The sequence below is a fragment of the Amycolatopsis sp. NPDC051071 genome (genome assembly GCF_040682875.1).
Lineage (GTDB): Bacteria > Actinomycetota > Actinomycetes > Mycobacteriales > Pseudonocardiaceae > Amycolatopsis.
In genome coordinates, this window is the sequence record NZ_JBFBBY010000095.1 from 14,913 (window position 1) to 31,441 (window position 16,529).

18 protein-coding genes are annotated in these 16,529 nt (G+C 68.2%); 5 read left to right on the forward strand and 13 right to left on the reverse strand.

What is annotated here, in order from left to right:
* Nucleotides 1-175: 175 nt before the first annotated feature.
* Genes AB0M65_RS26725 through AB0M65_RS26735 form a run of 3 tightly spaced genes read right to left on the reverse strand, consistent with a single transcriptional unit; the run spans nucleotide 176 to nucleotide 2,003 of the window.
* On the reverse strand, nucleotides 176-769 hold the full coding sequence (locus AB0M65_RS26725; RefSeq protein ID WP_364032987.1) for a TetR family transcriptional regulator: 594 nt from the start codon (nucleotides 767-769) through the stop codon (nucleotides 176-178).
* A 24-nt stretch (nucleotides 770-793) separates the two neighbouring features.
* Nucleotides 794-1,498 carry a hypothetical protein gene (locus AB0M65_RS26730; protein ID WP_364032990.1) on the reverse strand — a complete coding sequence of 235 codons (705 nt, stop codon included), beginning with the start codon at nucleotides 1,496-1,498 and terminating at the stop codon, nucleotides 794-796.
* Nucleotides 1,485-2,003, reverse strand: a complete 519-nt coding sequence (locus AB0M65_RS26735) for a SigE family RNA polymerase sigma factor (protein WP_364032993.1) — start codon at nucleotides 2,001-2,003, stop codon at nucleotides 1,485-1,487. The genes AB0M65_RS26730 and AB0M65_RS26735 overlap by 14 nt, the downstream gene beginning before the upstream one ends.
* Before the next feature lie 133 nt (nucleotides 2,004-2,136).
* Here AB0M65_RS26735 and AB0M65_RS26740 point away from each other — a divergent pair, with 133 nt between their 5' ends.
* The 3 genes from AB0M65_RS26740 (at nucleotide 2,137) to AB0M65_RS26750 (ending at nucleotide 4,666) form a co-directional block, all read left to right on the forward strand.
* A complete protein-coding gene (locus tag AB0M65_RS26740; protein WP_364032996.1) occupies nucleotides 2,137-3,165 on the forward strand; it encodes a threonine aldolase family protein in 1,029 nt (342 codons plus the stop codon).
* 1 nt (nucleotide 3,166) lies between these two features.
* On the forward strand, nucleotides 3,167-3,757 hold the full coding sequence (locus tag AB0M65_RS26745; RefSeq protein WP_364032999.1) for an HAD family phosphatase: 591 nt from the start codon (nucleotides 3,167-3,169) through the stop codon (nucleotides 3,755-3,757).
* 87 nt (nucleotides 3,758-3,844) lie between these two features.
* The gene (locus AB0M65_RS26750; protein ID WP_364033002.1) at nucleotides 3,845-4,666 is read left to right on the forward strand and encodes an SAM-dependent methyltransferase; all 822 of its coding nucleotides are present in this window, start codon (nucleotides 3,845-3,847) and stop codon (nucleotides 4,664-4,666) included.
* 4 nt (nucleotides 4,667-4,670) lie between these two features.
* Here the strand turns inward: AB0M65_RS26750 and AB0M65_RS26755 are convergent, their stop codons facing one another.
* The 3 genes from AB0M65_RS26755 to AB0M65_RS26765 form a co-directional block, all read right to left on the reverse strand.
* Nucleotides 4,671-4,853 (reverse strand): hypothetical protein, encoded by a 183-nt coding sequence (locus AB0M65_RS26755; RefSeq protein ID WP_364033005.1) that lies wholly within the window; start codon nucleotides 4,851-4,853, stop codon nucleotides 4,671-4,673.
* A gap of 85 nt (nucleotides 4,854-4,938) precedes the next feature.
* Nucleotides 4,939-6,126 carry a pyridoxal phosphate-dependent aminotransferase gene (locus AB0M65_RS26760; RefSeq protein WP_364033008.1) on the reverse strand — a complete coding sequence of 396 codons (1,188 nt, stop codon included), beginning with the start codon at nucleotides 6,124-6,126 and terminating at the stop codon, nucleotides 4,939-4,941.
* A 9-nt stretch (nucleotides 6,127-6,135) separates the two neighbouring features.
* Nucleotides 6,136-7,038 (reverse strand): TetR/AcrR family transcriptional regulator C-terminal domain-containing protein, encoded by a 903-nt coding sequence (locus AB0M65_RS26765; protein WP_364033011.1) that lies wholly within the window; start codon nucleotides 7,036-7,038, stop codon nucleotides 6,136-6,138.
* Between the two features lie 173 nt (nucleotides 7,039-7,211).
* Here AB0M65_RS26765 and AB0M65_RS26770 point away from each other — a divergent pair, with 173 nt between their 5' ends.
* The gene (locus AB0M65_RS26770) at nucleotides 7,212-8,396 is read left to right on the forward strand and encodes an FAD-dependent monooxygenase (RefSeq protein ID WP_364033014.1); all 1,185 of its coding nucleotides are present in this window, start codon (nucleotides 7,212-7,214) and stop codon (nucleotides 8,394-8,396) included.
* A gap of 53 nt (nucleotides 8,397-8,449) precedes the next feature.
* On the opposite strand, the gene AB0M65_RS26775 is transcribed toward AB0M65_RS26770, so the two are convergent.
* The 7 genes from AB0M65_RS26775 to purD all read right to left on the reverse strand — a co-directional run bounded on the left by AB0M65_RS26775 (nucleotide 8,450) and on the right by purD (nucleotide 14,942).
* Complete coding sequence (locus AB0M65_RS26775) at nucleotides 8,450-9,571, reverse strand: transglycosylase SLT domain-containing protein (RefSeq protein WP_364033017.1); 1,122 nt, start codon at nucleotides 9,569-9,571, stop codon at nucleotides 8,450-8,452.
* 44 nt (nucleotides 9,572-9,615) lie between these two features.
* On the reverse strand, nucleotides 9,616-9,933 hold the full coding sequence (locus AB0M65_RS26780; RefSeq protein WP_364033020.1) for a hypothetical protein: 318 nt from the start codon (nucleotides 9,931-9,933) through the stop codon (nucleotides 9,616-9,618).
* 178 nt (nucleotides 9,934-10,111) lie between these two features.
* Nucleotides 10,112-10,882, reverse strand: coding sequence for an ESX secretion-associated protein EspG (locus AB0M65_RS26785; RefSeq protein WP_364033023.1), 771 nt, complete (start codon nucleotides 10,880-10,882; stop codon nucleotides 10,112-10,114).
* A 4-nt stretch (nucleotides 10,883-10,886) separates the two neighbouring features.
* A complete protein-coding gene (locus AB0M65_RS26790; RefSeq protein WP_364033026.1) occupies nucleotides 10,887-12,557 on the reverse strand; it encodes a hypothetical protein in 1,671 nt (556 codons plus the stop codon).
* A 10-nt stretch (nucleotides 12,558-12,567) separates the two neighbouring features.
* On the reverse strand, nucleotides 12,568-13,179 hold the full coding sequence (locus AB0M65_RS26795; RefSeq protein WP_364033029.1) for a DUF3558 domain-containing protein: 612 nt from the start codon (nucleotides 13,177-13,179) through the stop codon (nucleotides 12,568-12,570).
* Complete coding sequence (locus AB0M65_RS26800) at nucleotides 13,160-13,546, reverse strand: hypothetical protein (protein WP_364033032.1); 387 nt, start codon at nucleotides 13,544-13,546, stop codon at nucleotides 13,160-13,162. The genes AB0M65_RS26795 and AB0M65_RS26800 overlap by 20 nt, the downstream gene beginning before the upstream one ends.
* A gap of 133 nt (nucleotides 13,547-13,679) precedes the next feature.
* Nucleotides 13,680-14,942: a phosphoribosylamine--glycine ligase gene (gene purD / locus AB0M65_RS26805; protein ID WP_364033035.1), complete on the reverse strand. Its 1,263-nt coding sequence runs from the start codon at nucleotides 14,940-14,942 to the stop codon at nucleotides 13,680-13,682.
* Nucleotides 14,943-15,261: 319 nt separating this feature from the next.
* Between purD and AB0M65_RS26810 the strand changes: the two genes are divergently transcribed.
* Entirely contained in the window at nucleotides 15,262-16,380 is a 1,119-nt protein-coding gene (locus AB0M65_RS26810; RefSeq protein ID WP_364033038.1) for a glycerophosphodiester phosphodiesterase, read from the forward strand.
* The last annotated feature ends 149 nt before the right edge of the window (nucleotides 16,381-16,529 follow it).

Below are 16,529 nucleotides of genomic sequence, written 5' to 3' on the forward strand. Positions count from 1 at the left end.
GCCCACTGTGTGGCCTCGGCCGAGGCGTGCTCAGACTGCGCACTCGCGTGCTTGAAGCCGTAACTCGCGTGCTTGAAGCCGTAACTCGCGTGCTTGAAGGCGTATCTCGCGTGCTTGAAGGCGGAACTCGCGACACGAGTACCGCAACTAGAGGACTACTTGCGGGCGGTCGGGGTCAGGTCAGGGCGGTCTGGAGCATGCGGGCGGCGGCGGCGCGGGGTTCCGGGTCCACCGCGATCAGCGCGTTGACGACGGCGCCGTCGACCAGCGCGACCAGCCGCTCCAGTTCGGCGGCGTCCACCGGGGTGCCGGACCGGGCGAAGATCTCGTGCAGTAGTTCGGTGAGCTGCACGGACAGCGTCCGCATGAGGGGCCGCAGGTACGGACGGCGGCCGGTGGCGACCAGCCGTTCGTAGCGCAGCAGGACGGCCTCGGCGTCGGCCTCACGATCGGAGCGGAGCGGGCCGAGGAGCATGTCCAGCACCAAGTCGACGGTGGCCTCGACGCCGCGGTTGCGGGTCGCCAGCTCGTCGAGCCGTCGCCGTCCGGTCTCCAGCTCCAGGTTCGCGTGGTGCTCCACCGCGGCGGTGACGAGTTCTTCGAGCGAGTCGAAGTAGTACGTCGTCGAGGCGAGCGGCAAACCCGCGCGTTCGGCGACCGCACGGTGCCGCACGGCGTCGAATCCGCCCTCGGCGAGCAGAGCCGCGGCGGACTCGATGAGCTCGGCGCGCCGTCGCTCACCCTTCGGCGTTGTCGCTGCGGCGGTCATGACGGGCTATTTTGCCAGGTGCGCTCAGTAACGAGCCGCGAGCACACCCGCGAGCCGGTCGACGTCCGCTTCGGGGAACGCGGGCCCGCCGGAGCCGTCGCCGAGGCTCACCACGACCACCAACGATCCTTTGGCCGTGATCCGCTGAGCATTCGACGCCCCGATGGGTACCGGCGGGACCGGCGAGCCCGCCGGGAAGACCGCGACCGCGACCGTGCCGCCCGGCACCTGGAACCCCGCGGACCTGGCTCCCGTCGAACAGAGGTCGCCGGGCGTCGACTTGGCGACCTCCACGGGGACCGGAAGCTCGCCAGCGAGGGCGGTGGCGAGCTCCCGGTCCACCTGGTCGCACCCGTAGGTGCCTTCGGCCGTCATCCGGCCGGTCTTCTCTGGCCCGCTGCCCCCCTGCTGAGGCGGCGGGTTCGAGAAGTTCGGGGACTCCCCGCTGTCAAGAGGACGTGCCGACGCCGCTCCGGGTTGCTCCGGGGCACCGGCTCCGTTGTCGGATTTCGCCGCGGACGGCAGCGGGACGCCGAGGCCGTCGAGCAAGCCGAACATGCCCACTCCGGCCAAGACCAAAACCAGTGCACTACAGGCCACCGCGATACCGTTTCGGCGTCGTGCGGTGGCGCGTTTGGACGCACGGACGACGTCACCGGTGTCAAAGGTCGGCGACGGCGCGTCACCGGGGGCGTCACGGAACAACGCCTTCAGGTCATTCTCGTCCATCCCGTGCCACCTCCCCCTTCTCCATGACCTGCCTGAGGTTCGCCAGCCCGCGAGCGGTCTGGCTCTTCACGTTCCCTTCGCTGCAGCCGAGCGCCTTCGCCGCCGCACCGACGTCCAGCCCCTCGAAGTACCGCAGCACCAGCACGGCTCGCTGTTTCGGGGGCACTTCACGCAACGCGGCCAGCAGGTCTTCCCTGGTGACGACCTGTTCACCGAGGTCGAAGCCGTCCTGCGGTGGTTCGGGCAGCTCTTCGGTCTGCCACTCCCGCCGCCACGGCCGCCTCGACTCGTCGATGACCGCCCTGACCAGCGTCTTCCGCAGATAGGCGTCGGTCGCCGCCCGTTCCCTGATCTTCTTCCACCTCCGGTGCAGCGCGACGAACGCCGTCTGCGCGAGGTCGTCCGCGCGATGCCAGTCACCGCAGAGCATGTACGCGGTCCTGCGCACGGAGTCTCGCTTCGCGGCGAAGTACTCCGCGAACTCTTGTTCGTCGCGCTGGTTCACGCGGTTGTTGTCTCCGCTCTTTCCTCGCCGTTGGTAGGACGGAACCGGGGGCGTCCACGGTTGCATGAGCGGGCGTGGCGGACCAGCCGGGAGGCCATTGATGGCGAGCCGGAGGATGTGATGTGATCTGAACGTGACCTTCAGCCCCAGCTCGGCCATCGATTTCCGCTCCGACACCGTGACCCGCCCGGACAGCGTCATGCGGCGGGCGATGGCGGAAGCGGAGGTCGACGACAACGTCATCGGCACCGACCCGACCATCGCCGCACTCGAACGGCGCTCCGCGGAACTCCTCGGAATGCCTGCCGCGCTGTGGACCCCGAGCGGGACCATGGCGAACCTGATCGCGCTGAGTGTCCATCTCCAGCGTGGCGACCGGTTCCTCGCACCGCGCGGCGCGCATGTGCTCACCAACGAACTCGGCTCCGCGGCCTGGCTGGCTGGCGGCATGCCGGATCCGCTGGAGCACGACGCCGGGCCGGGACGCCCGACGCCGGAAACACTTTCGGCCGCGATCGGCGCACCCGGCGGGCCGTACTACGCGCTGCGGACCTCGCTGTTGTGCCTGGAGAACACGCATAACGCGGCAGGCGGCGCGATCACCCCGCCCGACGAGCACGCCCAGCTGCTCGCGGTGGCGAAACAGGCCGGGCTCACCGTGCACCTCGACGGTGCTCGCCTCTGGCACGCCGCCGTCGCGCTCGGCGTCCCGCCCGCGGCGCTCACGGTCGGCGTCGACAGCGTTTCGGCCTGCTTCTCGAAGGGCCTCGGCGCGCCGGTCGGGTCGGTGCTCGCGGGCAGTCCCGAGTTCATCGAGAAGGCGCGGCGGATGCGGCAGATGCTCGGCGGCGGGGTCCGTCAGGGCGGTGTGCTGGCCGCGGCCTGCCTGGTCGCGCTGGACCGCGTCGACGAACTGGCCGAGTCGCATGAGAACGCGGCGCGGCTCGCGGCCGGGCTGACCGAACTCGGCTGGGCGGTCAACGCACCCGAGACCAACATCGTGCTTGCCGCCGCCCCCGATCTCCCCGGCCGCCTGAAATGGCTGGAGGAGCTGGGGATCCGCGCCCTGCCGATGGCGGGCCGCGTCCGCTTCGTGCTGCACCGGGACCTCTCCGCGGCCGACATCGAAGAAACCCTTCACCGCGTCAAAACCGGGGGCTGACGTGAACTGGATCGTCTTCGACTACGGCGACGTCATCAGTAAGCACACCGACGCGAAGCCGGCGCTGGCCAAGGCCTTCGGCCTCGAACTCGCCGATTTCGAGCCGCACTACTGGGCCGAACGGGTCCGGTACGACTCGGGCGGCTCGGACCTCGAGTACTGGCAGAGTGTCGGGCGCGCACTGGACGTCCCGGTCGAGCAGGCCTTCGCTGACGAGCTGACCAGGATCGACGTCGAAGGCTGGACCCACCTCGAACCAGAGGTGGTCGAGCTGCTGGAAGGCCTGCATGAGGCGGGTGCCGCACTCGCGCTGCTTTCCAACGCGTCGTCGACCTTCGGCCGCTGGGTACGCGAGCAGGAATGGGCGAGCCTGTTCCGCGTGAAGCTCTTCTCCGGCGACCTCGGCTGCCTGAAGCCCGATGCGAAAATCTACCGGATCCTGCTCGCCGAACTCGGCGCCGAACCGGGCGACTGCCTGCTCTTCGACGATCGTCAGTCCAATGTGGACGGAGCGCGGGCGGTGGGGATGAAGGCGCAACGCTGGGTCGGCGTGGAAACCGCGCAAGCGGCGTTCGGCTCTTCGGCGGAATAACTCACCCTTACCGCTCATCCGCTTACGCGCGGTTAAGCGGATGACCTACGCTGGACCCTTCCAAGCCGACTTCCCCGGTAGGTGCCCATGTCAGCGGACCGGCGTCCGATCGTGCCCGTCGATTTCGACCGGCCGAGCATCGCGCGGGTCTTCGACGCGCTGATGGGTGGCCACGACAACTACGAGGCCGACAGGGTGGTGCTGCGCCAGATCCTGGAACTGGCGCCGCAAGCACAGATCATGGCGAAAGAGGTCCGGCACTGGCTGGTCCGCACCGTGCGCTATCTGACCGACCGGGCCGGTATCGACCAGTTCCTCGACCTCGGCTCCGGCTTCCCGACCGTGGACAACACGCACCAGGTCGCGCAGCGGTACAACCCCGAGGCGCAGGTGGTCTACGTCGACCACGATCCGGTGGTACTGGCACACGGCCGCGCACTGCTCGCGGCGAACGACTTCGCCCATATGGCGGGCAACGACCTGACCGAACCGGCCGAGGTCATCGACGAACTTTCACGCACCCACCGGCTGGACTTCGACCGGCCGGCCGGGCTGATCCTGTGCGCGATCGTCCACCACATCCAGGATCTCGACGAAGCGCGGAAAGTCGTCCGCGGCTACGTCGACGCGCTGGCCCCCGGCTCGTTCGTCGTGCTGCTGCATCAGCACAACCCGGCCGACGGCTCCGAAGCGGCCGACGTCGCGACGTCACTTGAGAAGCGCTTCAGCGGCACCGGGCTCGACACGCTGTACCGCACGCGCGAAGAGATCGAGTCTTTCTTCGACGGACTCGATCTCTTCGACCCCGGGCTCACTTACCCGCACCAGTGGTGGCCGGACGGCCCGCGCTTCACCCCGCTTTCGCCCGTGAACCGCACGTCGCTGGGCGGGGTGGCACGCAAGCCTTAGTTGGTCAGCGAAGCTCCTTCGGGGAGCGCTTGCCCTTGATGGCGCCGTATGCGGCCGTGCCGAGGAAGACCGCACCGCCGATGACGGCGATCCAAAAGACGGCCTTCACGAGAAAACCGAGCACGGACCCGAGCACCATGAAGGCCACCCACGCCAGGATCAGCCCGCCGACGATCTTCCAGAACATGGCTTCCTCCGATTGCCTCACCGTGCCCATGCGGGCCCGGTGAGTCCAGGTTGTCAGGCTGAGCTCGTAATTGCCTTCGTTCTGACTAACGTTCAGGGAGAATTCCGGGTTCCCCCTGACCGGTGAGCCAGTCGCCGAGCCTGCGGACCCCCTCCTCGATGTCCTCGCGCGCACCCGCGAAGGAGAACCGCACGAACTTGCCGCCGTCGACCGGGTCGAAGTCGATCCCGGGGGCGATCGCGACCCCGGTGTCGGCGAGGAGGCGCTGGCACCAGCTAAGGCTGTCGGTCGTGTACGCGGAGACGTCGGCGTAGGCGTAGAAGGCGCCTTCGGCGGGCGCGAGCTTCTCGATGCCGATGCCCTTGAGGCCTGCGAAGAGCGCGTCGCGGTTCTCGCGGTAGCGCTCGACGTGTCCGTCGGCCTCCGCGTACGACTCCTGGGTGAACGCGGCCACCGCGGCATGCTGGGAGACCGCAGGCGGGCAGATGGTGAAGTTGCCGGTCAGGACGTCGATCGCGCGGTGCAGCCGCTGCGGCGCGAGCATCCAGCCGAGCCGCCAGCCGGTCATCGCGAAGTACTTGGAGAACGAGCCAAGGACGAGTGCTTCGTTCCCGTACTGCCAGGCGCAGTCGAGGTCGCTGCCATAGGAGATGCCGTGGTAGATCTCGTCGCTGATCAACTGCACACCGCGTGACGCGCACCAGCCGCTGATCGCGGCGAGTTCACCCGGCGGAAGGACGGTGCCGGTGGGATTGCTCGGACTGGCCACGATGAGTCCCTTGATCGGACCCAGCTCGTCGAGCAGTGCGACGGTCGGCTGAAAGTTCGTCTCGGGTCCGGTGGCGAACTCGACGACCTCGCAGCCGAGCACCTTCAGCAGGTTTCGGTAGGCCGGGTAGCCGGGGCGCGCCATCGCGACACGGTCGCCCGCCTCGAACGCGCTGAGGAACGAGAGCAGGAAGCCGCCGGAAGACCCGGTCGTCATGATGACGTCCTGCGGGCTCACCTCGACCGAGTACGTGCGGTTGTAGTGCGCCGCCACGGCTTCGCGCAGTTCGGGGATGCCGAGTTGCACGGTGTAACCGAGGTTCTGGTCCTGCAGCGCCCGGTGCGCCGCTTCGAGCACTGGACGCGGCGCCGGCGCGGACGGCTGGCCCGCGACCAGCGCGATCAGGTCGCCGTGGCTGCGCTGCCTTGCCTGCGCGGCCGAAAGGACGTCCATGACGTGGAAGGGCGGGACGTCGGAACGGGCAGAGGGACCGGGGAGGGACATGAAGTGAGGCTAACTCGCCTTCGCGAGGAGAACCGCGTAGCCGTCGAGGAGGCGCTGAAGGCCGAACTCGAAGAGCGTGTCGAGGTCGTAGTCGAACGGACCACGCAGCGCGACGCCGGCGAAGTTCGGGAAACGGCCGCCGGAGACCAGATCCCAGAGGATCGGCTCGTGCTCGGCGAGCCACGTGTCGGCCGAGATCGCCGTACCGGCTTCGGTCTCGGTCTCGGCTTCGAAGTTGAGCGCGATCCCGCGGACGTGGTTGAAGATCGTGATGTGCGCGTACATGATCGTCGACGCCGGGAGGCCGTGACCGTCGAGTGCGCGGGTGGCCCAGTCCGCGTGGGTGAGCAGGTTCGGCAGTGGTTGCGGGCGGGTGATCGACAGCGCCTGTGCGAGCCAGGGGTGACGGCGGAACAAGGCCCATTGAGCCCTGGCCATCAGTTCCAGCTGCGCCCGCCAGCCGGACGGTGGGTCCGCCGGGAAGCGGATCTCGCCGAGCGCGACGTCGGCCATTTCGAGGATCAGTTCCTCTTTCGCGGTGACATGGCGATAAAGCGCCATCGTGGCGACGCCGAGGCCGGACGCGATGCGGCGCATGGAAAGCGCGCGGATGCCCTCGGTGTCGGCGATCCGGATCGCCGCCTTGACCACCCGCTCGCGTGACAGGTCGGCCTCGGTGCGTGGCACGGCTTTCGAGGTGCGCCCCGCGACGACCGTTCCGGCGCCGGGTTTGGTGACGACCAGGCCGTCCCGTTTGAGGGTGGCGAGCACCTTGGACGCCGTCGCCATCGCGACACCCCACTCCGCGATGATCTTGCGCGTCGACGGGACCTTCTCGCCTTCGCGCAGCTCACCGGCCGCGATCCGGCGGCGGATCTCGGTGGCGATCCGCAGGTAGGGCGGATCGGTCATGGCGTCTCCTCTTGCCCTAGTGCACCACTGTCGGCTTTTTCGGTTTTGACCGGCCCCGCACTAGCTGAGTGCACTAGTGCGTCCGAGGTTTTTCAGCGGTTTTCCTGGGCCTACGTTGCGGTACTCATACGTTGTACGCAGTGCTTCAAAACAGCGTACACAGGGGAGTTCACATGCGGAAAGTACTGATTTCGGGTGCGGGGATCGCCGGGACGACACTCGCGTACTGGCTGCGTCGGCACGGCTTCGCGCCGACGGTCGTCGAACGGGCCCCGGCGCCGCGTACCGGCGGACACGCCGTCGACATCCGCGGCTCCGCACTCGGCGTCGTCGAGCGGATGGGGCTGCTCGGCCCCCTGCGGGAGCTGGGCACGGACATGCGCGGGATGTCGTTCGTGAACGGGTCCGGGAAGACACTGGTGAAAGTCACCGAACACACGCTGACCGGCGGGCTCACCGACAGCGAGGACGTCGAGATTCTGCGAGACGACCTCACTCGCGTGCTGTCTTCGGCCGCGCAGGAGGGTGTCGAGTACGTCTATGGCGACTGGATCACCGGGATCTCGCAGGATTCCGGCGAGGCACGGGTCACCTTCGCCCACGGCGAGGCGCGGGACTTCGACTTCGTTGTCGGCGCGGACGGGCAGCATTCGGTCGTCCGTTCACTGGTTTTCGGTGCCGAGAAACAGTTTTCGCACCATATGGACACTTACCTTGCGGTGTTCACCGTGCCGAACTTCCTGAAGCTGGACCACTGGCAGACTTTCCACCTGGCGCCGGGAACACTGGCGGGTGTCTACAGCGCGCGGGGTAACTCGGAGGCCCGTGCGATGCTCGGCTTCCAGTCACCGGAACTCGACTTCGACCGGCATGACCTTGAGCAGCAACGAAAGCTGCTCGCCGACCGGTTCCTCGGCCAGGGCTGGGAAGTGCCGCGACTGCTTCGGGAAACGGCGTCGCGCGAGCTGTACTTCGATTCGATGACCCAGATCCGGATGGACCGGTTCACCGAGGGACGGGTCGCCCTGGTCGGCGACGCGGGCTACGGTCCTTCGCCACTTTCGGGACAGGGCACCAGTCTGGCGATCGTCGGGGCCTACGTCCTGGCCGGTTCACTCGCTGTTCGCGATGACCATCGCGCTGCTTTTGGTGCTTACGAGGAGGAAATGCGGTCCTTCGTCCAGCAGAACCAGGCTCTGGCAACGGCGAACCAGCGGAAGCACACGCGGTTCGCGCAGTGGAAACAGATCCAGTCGATGCGGATGCTGCCGTATCTCCCGTTCCGGTCGCGGATCATGAAGGCGGCCATGCGGCCGTTGACCGAGGCGTCGAATGCGTTGGTACTGAAGGATTACTGAAGGTCGTGAGTGATTTGGGTCGTTAGAACGACCCAAATCACTCACGACCGCCCTTAGTAGCCCTGGTAACCGCCGCCACCGGCCATGGCCTTCAGGCCGGGGTGACCGTCGAACCCGCCGTACCGCGAGAACGTGTACCGCACGCCCGCGATGATGTTGTCGATCGGGTTGTAGATGTCGTCGTGCCCGGGAAGCTTGTGCGCGTTGAAGGTCGGGTCGATGCACTGCATCAATCCCTTGGACGGAGTGCCCTTCGCCGCGTTGGAGTCCCAGTTGTTGATGGCGTTGGGGTTACCGCCGGACTCCTTCTCGATGATCGTCCAGATCTTGTTGATGTCGGCGTCGGTCACCGGAATACCGGCCGCCTGCAGGATCTTGATGGCTTCCTGGATCCACTGCTGGACGTTGCCAGGTGGCGTCGTCGACGGCGGACCGCCGCTCGATCCGAGGCCGCCGCCCCCACCGCCACCTCCACCGCCGCCGCCTCCACCGCCACCTCCGGTGTGGAGACCGCCGGTGCGCTTGGGGACGGTGCCGTCCTTGCCCGGCATGGGGACCTTCGAGTAGCCGTCCTTGATGTCCTTCTTCATCAGTTCCTGGGACTTCTGGATCATCTGGTTGGCCTGGTCGAGCAGCCCCTTGACCCGGGTGTCCGCGTCGCTGGTGATCTTGTTGATGTCGGTCTTGGCCTGCTGGATGATCTCCGCCGCCGAAGGGCTCGGTGCCGGCTTGTGATCCTTCTCGGCCTGCGTGGCGGCCTGAATTGCCGCGTCCTTGTCCGACTGCGCCTTGGTGTTCCGCTTGTTGACCGCTTCTTCTGCGCCCTTGTAGGCGTCCGCGACCTGCGTTTTGATGTTGCCGAGATCGGTGTGGACACGATCGAGGTCGTCGACGACCTTGCCGAGTTGCGACTCGACGTTCTGACCGGCCTTGGTGATGGACTTGACGTACTCGAAGAAGGCGTCCGCCGCCGGTCCGCTCCAGACACCACCGTTCAGCGCGTCCGTCGATCGAGTCAGCGCCGCGCTGTGGTCACCCGCGTTCTCGGCGGCCGTCTTGAACTGGACGGAGGCGTTGTGGATGGCGTCCAGGTTCACCTTGGCGACCTGGTCGGACTTCTTGACGAGTTCACCCCAGCCGTCCGGCACGCCCGCGCCGACACCGTTCAAACCCACTGCTCAAGCCCCCTTGCCGTCCGGCCCCCAGGCCAGGCGAATCGTCACCGGTCTCCGTGTTCGTGCAGCTTCAGGTTGTCCACGTGGACCGCTTCCGTCTCGTTGATCAACCCCGCCGCCTTCCGCAACACGAAAGCGGTGGCCTCCATCAACTGCCCGGCCGAGTCGAATTCACTGTGGACGCCTTGCTTGAACTTGCCGACGGCGCCGTGCGCGTCACCGTGCTCGTCCACTCCGCCGAAGGGGCTTTCCTTCTCGTCATCCATACCGGTGACGCCTTTTTTGGTCTTCTCGAACTCGTCCTTGAGTTTCTCCACCTGACCGGCGGCGATCCCCATGGAATCCACGTCGTACACAGGCACGGTTCGTCATCCCCTTCACGGAAAACTTGTGTCCGCCCGATCAGACGCGCCGGCGATCAGGACGGTTCCCGCGCATACTGTAAGACCTCGACAGCGGGCCGTGTGCGTATCCACGCCAACTTCCGCCCGCCGATAAAATCACGCACGGGTAAGACTTCGTGAACAGGCTGAATCGGACTCAGAAGTCCGCGACTTCCCGGATCCGCGTCGCCAGCAGGTGGTTGTCGGCCGGGGTGATGGTCGCCCAATCCCGCCCGTCCCGGTTCCGTGCGACCTGGAACAAGTACCGCCCGGCGTCCGTGTCGTAGAAGGCGATGACACTGTCCGCGCGGCGTGGGCGGCCGTCGCGGCCGGCGCGTTCGATGCCGAACTGGCCGCGTGCCTCCTGGCCGAGCAGCATGCCCGCCACTTCCTGGGCCTGCCACAGCGGGACGTCGAGGTCTTCCAGCGCGGTGACCAGCGTTTTCGCGTCGCCACGGGCGGCGGCGTCGGCGTCGCGGAGCAGGTCGTGCGGGATGCTGATCGACTGGCCGACGCCGGGGCCGAGATCACCCGCGACCGAGACGGCCGCCTCGGCGAGGGAGCTTTCGCGGGCGGGGATCAGCCACACCTGGCCAGAGTCGATCACGCCGAGCAAGGCCTGGTTCCCGACGCTGACCGCCTGGCCCTTGATCTCGCGATCGGTCCACACCCAGACGTCGATCGCGAACCGGGGATGCGCGAACAAGTTCAGCATGTCGACCAGTTCGCCCGACGCCTGATGCCCCCGCGCGAGGCCGCGCTCACGCAGGGATTCCCAGGCCTCTTCGATCAGTTCCGCCCGCTCCGTATGGGTTGTTCCTGGGCTCGGCACGTCGAGTGCGACATGGCGGCGGGGCAGCCGTTCGGCTTCCCAGAGCATCTCGAACTCAAGGGCGGACAGCACCAGGCTGCCGGTGTCGTTCGGCACAGGGTCAGCGCGCTTCCCGGTTTCCGTGGTCACCGATGACGTCGGGCGAAACCATTCGCTCGTCGGTGAACAGGTCCTTGTCGTCGACGCCGAAGCGGCGGATGTGCTCCGCGTCCTCTTCGACGTCTTGGGTGGCCGCGCGCTCCATGAACTTCGACTCGGGCTTCGGCTGCTTCGCGCCGATCTTCTCGGAGCGTCGCATGGCCTCCTCTTCGGGAAGCTCGCCGATCGGCAGCTGACGGGTCGGCTTGCCGCTGCCGCCTTCCTCGCGAGGACGACGGTCGCGTTCCTTGTCTCCGCTCAGCGCACCACCCGCGACACCGGCGCCGAGCGCGGCGGCACCCGCGCCAAGGTCACCCGCGGCCGGGCCGGTGATCTTCGGGACGGCCGGGAAGCCGCGGCCGGATTCGTTGCCCGCGGCGAGCGGCACCTGCGGACCGGTGCCGACCGTGCGGCCCTTGCCGAGTGTCTGGTCGCCCCCGCCGGTGCCGCCTCCGACGCCGCTGAAGACGCCAGGGCCGGAGCCGGAGCCCGGCCCCTTGCCCAGTGCGCTCTCGACACCGGGGCCGGTACCGAACGTCTTACCCGGCGGCAGTGCCGACGTGGTGCTGCTGCTCGGCGGCAGGGTTCCGGTGGACTGGCCCGGCGGCACGTTCGGCGCACCCGGCGGGACGAACGGCGGGGAGCCGGGCGCACCGGTGATCGGGTACGACGGCCTGTGCTGCTCGGGCTGCGGAGCCGGACGGTTTCCGGGCGGGGTCGTCCAGCCGCTGCCCGGGGCGGGCACCGGCCGTGAGGTGCCGGACGGCGTGGTCGGGGCAGCGGCCGCGGGGGCGGTGGCTCCACCGTGAGGCGTGACGGAGCTGGTCTTCCTGGCCGGAGCACCGCCGCCGAGAGCGACCCCGTAAGCCGGAGTCGGCGCGTCGTACGACGGCGACTTCGGGTTGCTGACGGGCTGCACGACCGGCGTCGGCGGCACGTACTTCGATTCGACGGCGGCCGACGCCGGCCGCACGCTGCCGTCCGGGGTCAGATCGGTGGCCGTCCCGGCGAGATCGAGCGCGCCGGAGCCACCGCCCGTTCCGGCGGCGGTCGTGGTCTGGGTCAGGTTCAGCGCCTGCGGGTCGGCCAGCGTGTCGGTCGACAACAGGTTTTCGCCGCTGGTCTTGGCGTAGTCGTTCAACGCCTCCTGCGCTTGCGCCCGCGCGTTGTTCGCCGCGTCGACGCTCTTGGCGTGGTCGGTCTCGAACCCGATCAGGCTCAGCAGGACGTCGCCGATGGTGAACCCGCCCGCACCCTTCCGGACGGTCTCCGGATCCGGCAGCTTGTACAACGTCCGGTTGAAGGCCTCACCCTGCGAGAAGATCATCTCCGCGGAGTGCGAGACCTTCGAGTTCGCGTCCTGGGAGAAGCCCGCCTGCTCGGTGAACACCTCGCCCGCGGCGCCGCCCGCCTCGCTCTGCCATTCCACGCCGAGTTTGCCCAGCTCGTCACGCAGTGTCTTGTCGGTGTCGGCGAGCGCGGTCGCGACGGACTTCAGCGCGTCGACGGCGGTGCCGATACTGCCGGTACCGTCGCCGCTGCGGAAGCGCTCGATCTCGGTCGCGATCCCGGTGTCGGTGTAGCCGTCGAACCGAAGATCACGGAGCCTGCCCGCGAGATCGGAAACGTTCACGCCGCCCTCCCTAATTGCGTGCTTTCAAGGTCTGCAAAGCCATTTCGGCCGCCTGCGAGGACATCTCGCACAGCTGCGGCATGGTGAACGCGCCCGCGGTGACGGTGACGGCCCGCACCGCCAGCGTCTGCCCTTTGGCGACACCGACGAGCGTTTCGCAATCGCTCGGCGTCCCGGCGGCGCGGTAGTTCGTGATGGCGGGAAACCCGCCGACCGCTTTCGGTTCGGTCGTCATGCTGTTCTTGCGGCGCTTGCCGGTGAACCACTCTTCTACATCCGCGGTGACCGTGCGGACGTAGAAGCCGTGGAAGGGCTCCACGGCGTCCGCGTCGAGGGCACAGGTCGGGCCGTCGATCGGTTCCGCGGCCGCGCGCGGTTTGCTGTTGATCTTGAGCTGGTCGAGCTGCGGAGCGGTGATCAAGGCACACGGATCGACGCCCTGAAGACTCAGTTCGGCGGGCCTGGCCGGTAGCGCGGACGCCTTGGCGCCCTGCGTGGCCGAAGCCAGCGCGGGCTCATTGGGGAACGCCTGTCCGCCCGTGTCCGTGGCGCAGCCGGTCAGCGCCAGGGTGAGCACGCCGCCGAACACCAGCACACGGGGCCTACGCCCGGTGGACACCACGGTCCCCGAACGCGGCGGCCCTGTCGGCCTCGCTGGTCTTGTAGTCCTTCGCGGCCGCGCGGAGCTGCTTGACCAGGCTACGGAGACCAGCGACGTACGCCTTGACCTGCGCGGCATACGACGCGTCGCCATCGGCCACCAGTTCGTTCCAGACGCTGGTCGCGTGCGTGCTCACGGTGTCGTTGGCCGGGGTGTCGATCCGCAGCTGGTCAAGCCGCGTCAAAAGCTTGTCCTGCAGCGCGTCGACCTGGTCCTCGACGATTTTCGCGACTTCGAGCAGCTTCGACGGTTCCACCCGGATGTCGGCCACCGACGGTGGCACCGGGACAGCCGACGCGAGGTCCTGGACCTTGCTCGATGCTGACATACCCCACCCCTCATACGTACGGACGGTGACCGTTCGCCCTGCCGAGGCTACCAACGCTGATGTAGTGAGCGCCTAAGCTTCACAGGAAATACCGGGTTTGACGCACCGGGAGCCGGAACGGTTCCGTCCGAAATCACGAGATCGGGGTGGCGATCTCTCCCTTGGCCGCGAGCAGGGCGATGTCGGTGCGGTGGTGCGAGCCGGCCAGGTGGACCTTCTCGACCGTCGCGTAGGCGTCCTTGCGGGCGGCCTTCAGGTTCTTGCCGGTGCCGACGACCGACAGCACGCGGCCGCCGGACGAGACCACGGCGCCGTCGTCGCGGCGGCGGGTGCCGGCGTGCAGCACGCCTTCGAGTTCACCGCCGGTGATGACGTCGCCGGTCCGCGGCTTGCCGGGGTAGCCGTCGGCGGCGAGTACGACGGTGACCGCCGCACCCGAGTCCCAGTCCAGCGGCGGCAGGTCGGCGAGCTTGCCGGTCGCCGTCGCGTGCAGAACCTGGCCGAGCGGGCTGCGCAGCAACGCCAGTACGACCTGGGTCTCCGGGTCGCCGAAGCGGCAGTTGAACTCGATGACCTGCGGGCCCTCCGAGGTCAATGCGAGACCGGCGTAGAGCAGGCCGGAGAAGGTGGCGCCGCGTTTGTCGAGTTCGTCGACCACGGGCTGGACGATTCGCTCGACGACGTCGTCGACCAGGTCCTTCGGCGCCCACGGCAGCGGCGCGTACGCACCCATGCCGCCGGTGTTCGGTCCCGCGTCGCCGTCGCCGACGCGCTTGAAGTCCTGCGCGGGCAGCAGCGGGACGACCGTGCGGCCGTCGACGAAGCAGAAGAGGGAGGCCTCCGGGCCGCCCAAAAAGGACTCCAGGAGTACCGGGTGGCCGCCGTCGAGCAGCATCAGCGCGTGTTTGCGCGCGACGTCGACGTCCTGCGTGACCACGACGCCCTTGCCTGCGGCGAGTCCGTCGTCCTTGACCACCCAGGTGGGGCCGAAGCGGCCGAGCGCGGCGTCGAGGCGTGCCGGGTTGTCGACCACCTCGCAGTGCGCCGTCGGCACGTTCGCGGCGGCCATGACGTCCTTCGCGAACGCCTTCGAGCCTTCGATGCGGGCGGCGGAGGCGGACGGGCCGAAGCAGGCGATGCCCGCCTTGCGGACCGCGTCGGCGACTCCGGCCACCAGCGGGACCTCTGGACCGACCACCACCAGATCCGCCTGCCACTGCTTGGCCAGTGCGGAGACCGATTCGGGATCGGCCGCCTCGACGCCGAGCTGCTCGGCCACCGAAGAGGTGCCGGCGTTGCCCGGGGCACAGGCCAGCGCGGTGACGGAAGGGTCTTCCGCGACCGCGAGGACAAGTGCATGCTCACGGGCGCCGGACCCGATTACCAGTACGCGCACGACGCACAGGGTAACCGGGCCGGAGACGACCTGTCGGCGGAGCCACGTGAAACCCGCCCCGGCCGGAGGCCCCGCTATCGTGGCGGCGGGGCGCCATGACGTCTGACCTGCGAAAACACGAACCTGCCCCGGCGACGCGATCGCGGTCGCGGGTTCACCGAAGGACACAGCCCCGAACACGTCGCCGTCCTCGTGCGGGTGGTTCCATCCGGCGTTCACCCGGCGGCCAGCACCCCGCCGGTCCGTCTTCGCCATCCGGACGCCTCCTGCGTCAAGGGTGACGCGGTACCCCGAGTCAAGTCGAAAGAGGTTACCCACCATGCGAAAGCGTCTGGGCGTGCTCGCCCTGTCCGGTCTCGCCGTACTCAGCGTCACAGGGCTGGCCGGTGCCACCGAGACGGGCGCCCAAGATGTGTCGGCACAGGCAAGGGGTCACGATGGTCCGGTGATCGTCGGACACCGCGGCGCACCCGGCTACCGCCCGGAGCACACGCTCGCCTCGTATGAGCTCGCCTACCGCCAAGGCGTCGACTGGGTTGACGTCGACCTGGTGCCCACCAAGGACGGGCAGCTGGTCGCCCGGCACGAGAACGAGATCGGCGGGACCACCGACGTCGCGAAGCACCCCGAGTTCGCGAACCGGAAGGCGACGAAGGTCATCGACGGCACGTCGTTCACCGGCTGGTTCACCGAGGACTTCACCCTCGCCGAGCTGAAGACCCTGCGCGCGACCGAGCGGATCCCGCAGCTGCGGCCGAACAACCGGCTCTACGACGGCCGCTTCCAGATCGCCACCTATCAGGAGGTGCTCGACCTGACGCGCCGCCTCGGCCGCGAACTGCGCCGTGAGCTGGGGACCTATCCGGAGGTCAAGCACTCGACGTACTTCTCGTCGATCAAGAACCCGACCGAGCCGAAGCTGGTCGAACTGCTCAAGCGCAACGGGCTCAACCACCCGAAGGCGCCGGTCATCATTCAGTCGTTCGAGGTGTCGAACCTGATCGCGCTCTCGCGCCAGGTGCGGGTGCCGCTGCTGCAGCTGACCTCGGCGAGCGGTGCTCCGGCCGACTTCGTCGCGAAGGGGGACCCGCGCACGTACGCCGACCTCGTCACGCCGGCGGGCCTGAAGGAGATTTCGACGTACGCGGACTACCTGGGCCCGGAGAAGGCGCAGGTCATCCCGGTGGTGAACGGTGCGCTGGGGCAACCGACGCGGCTCGTCACCGACGCGCACAAGGCCGGGCTGAAGGTCGGGCCGTACACGTTCCGCAACGAGAACAACTTCCTCCCGCAGAACCTGCGCTCGTCGGGAAACCTCGCCGAGTACGGCAACGCGTTCGCCGAGCAGGAGGCGTTCCTCAAGGCGGGCGTCGACGGGTACTTCGCCGACCAGCCGGACACGGCGCTTGAGGCCGTGAAGGGGTTTCGGGGGCGCTGAGCCTCACCTGACGTGCCATGAGGGGGGCCCGTTCCTGGCAAATTCTGCGAGGAACGGTCCGTTCCTGGCATCCGGCGGGGCGGGTGTCTCTGAGCGCGGAAGTGTCATGAGGGGTCCCCATAGGACAAAATTCGTCCTATGGGGACCCC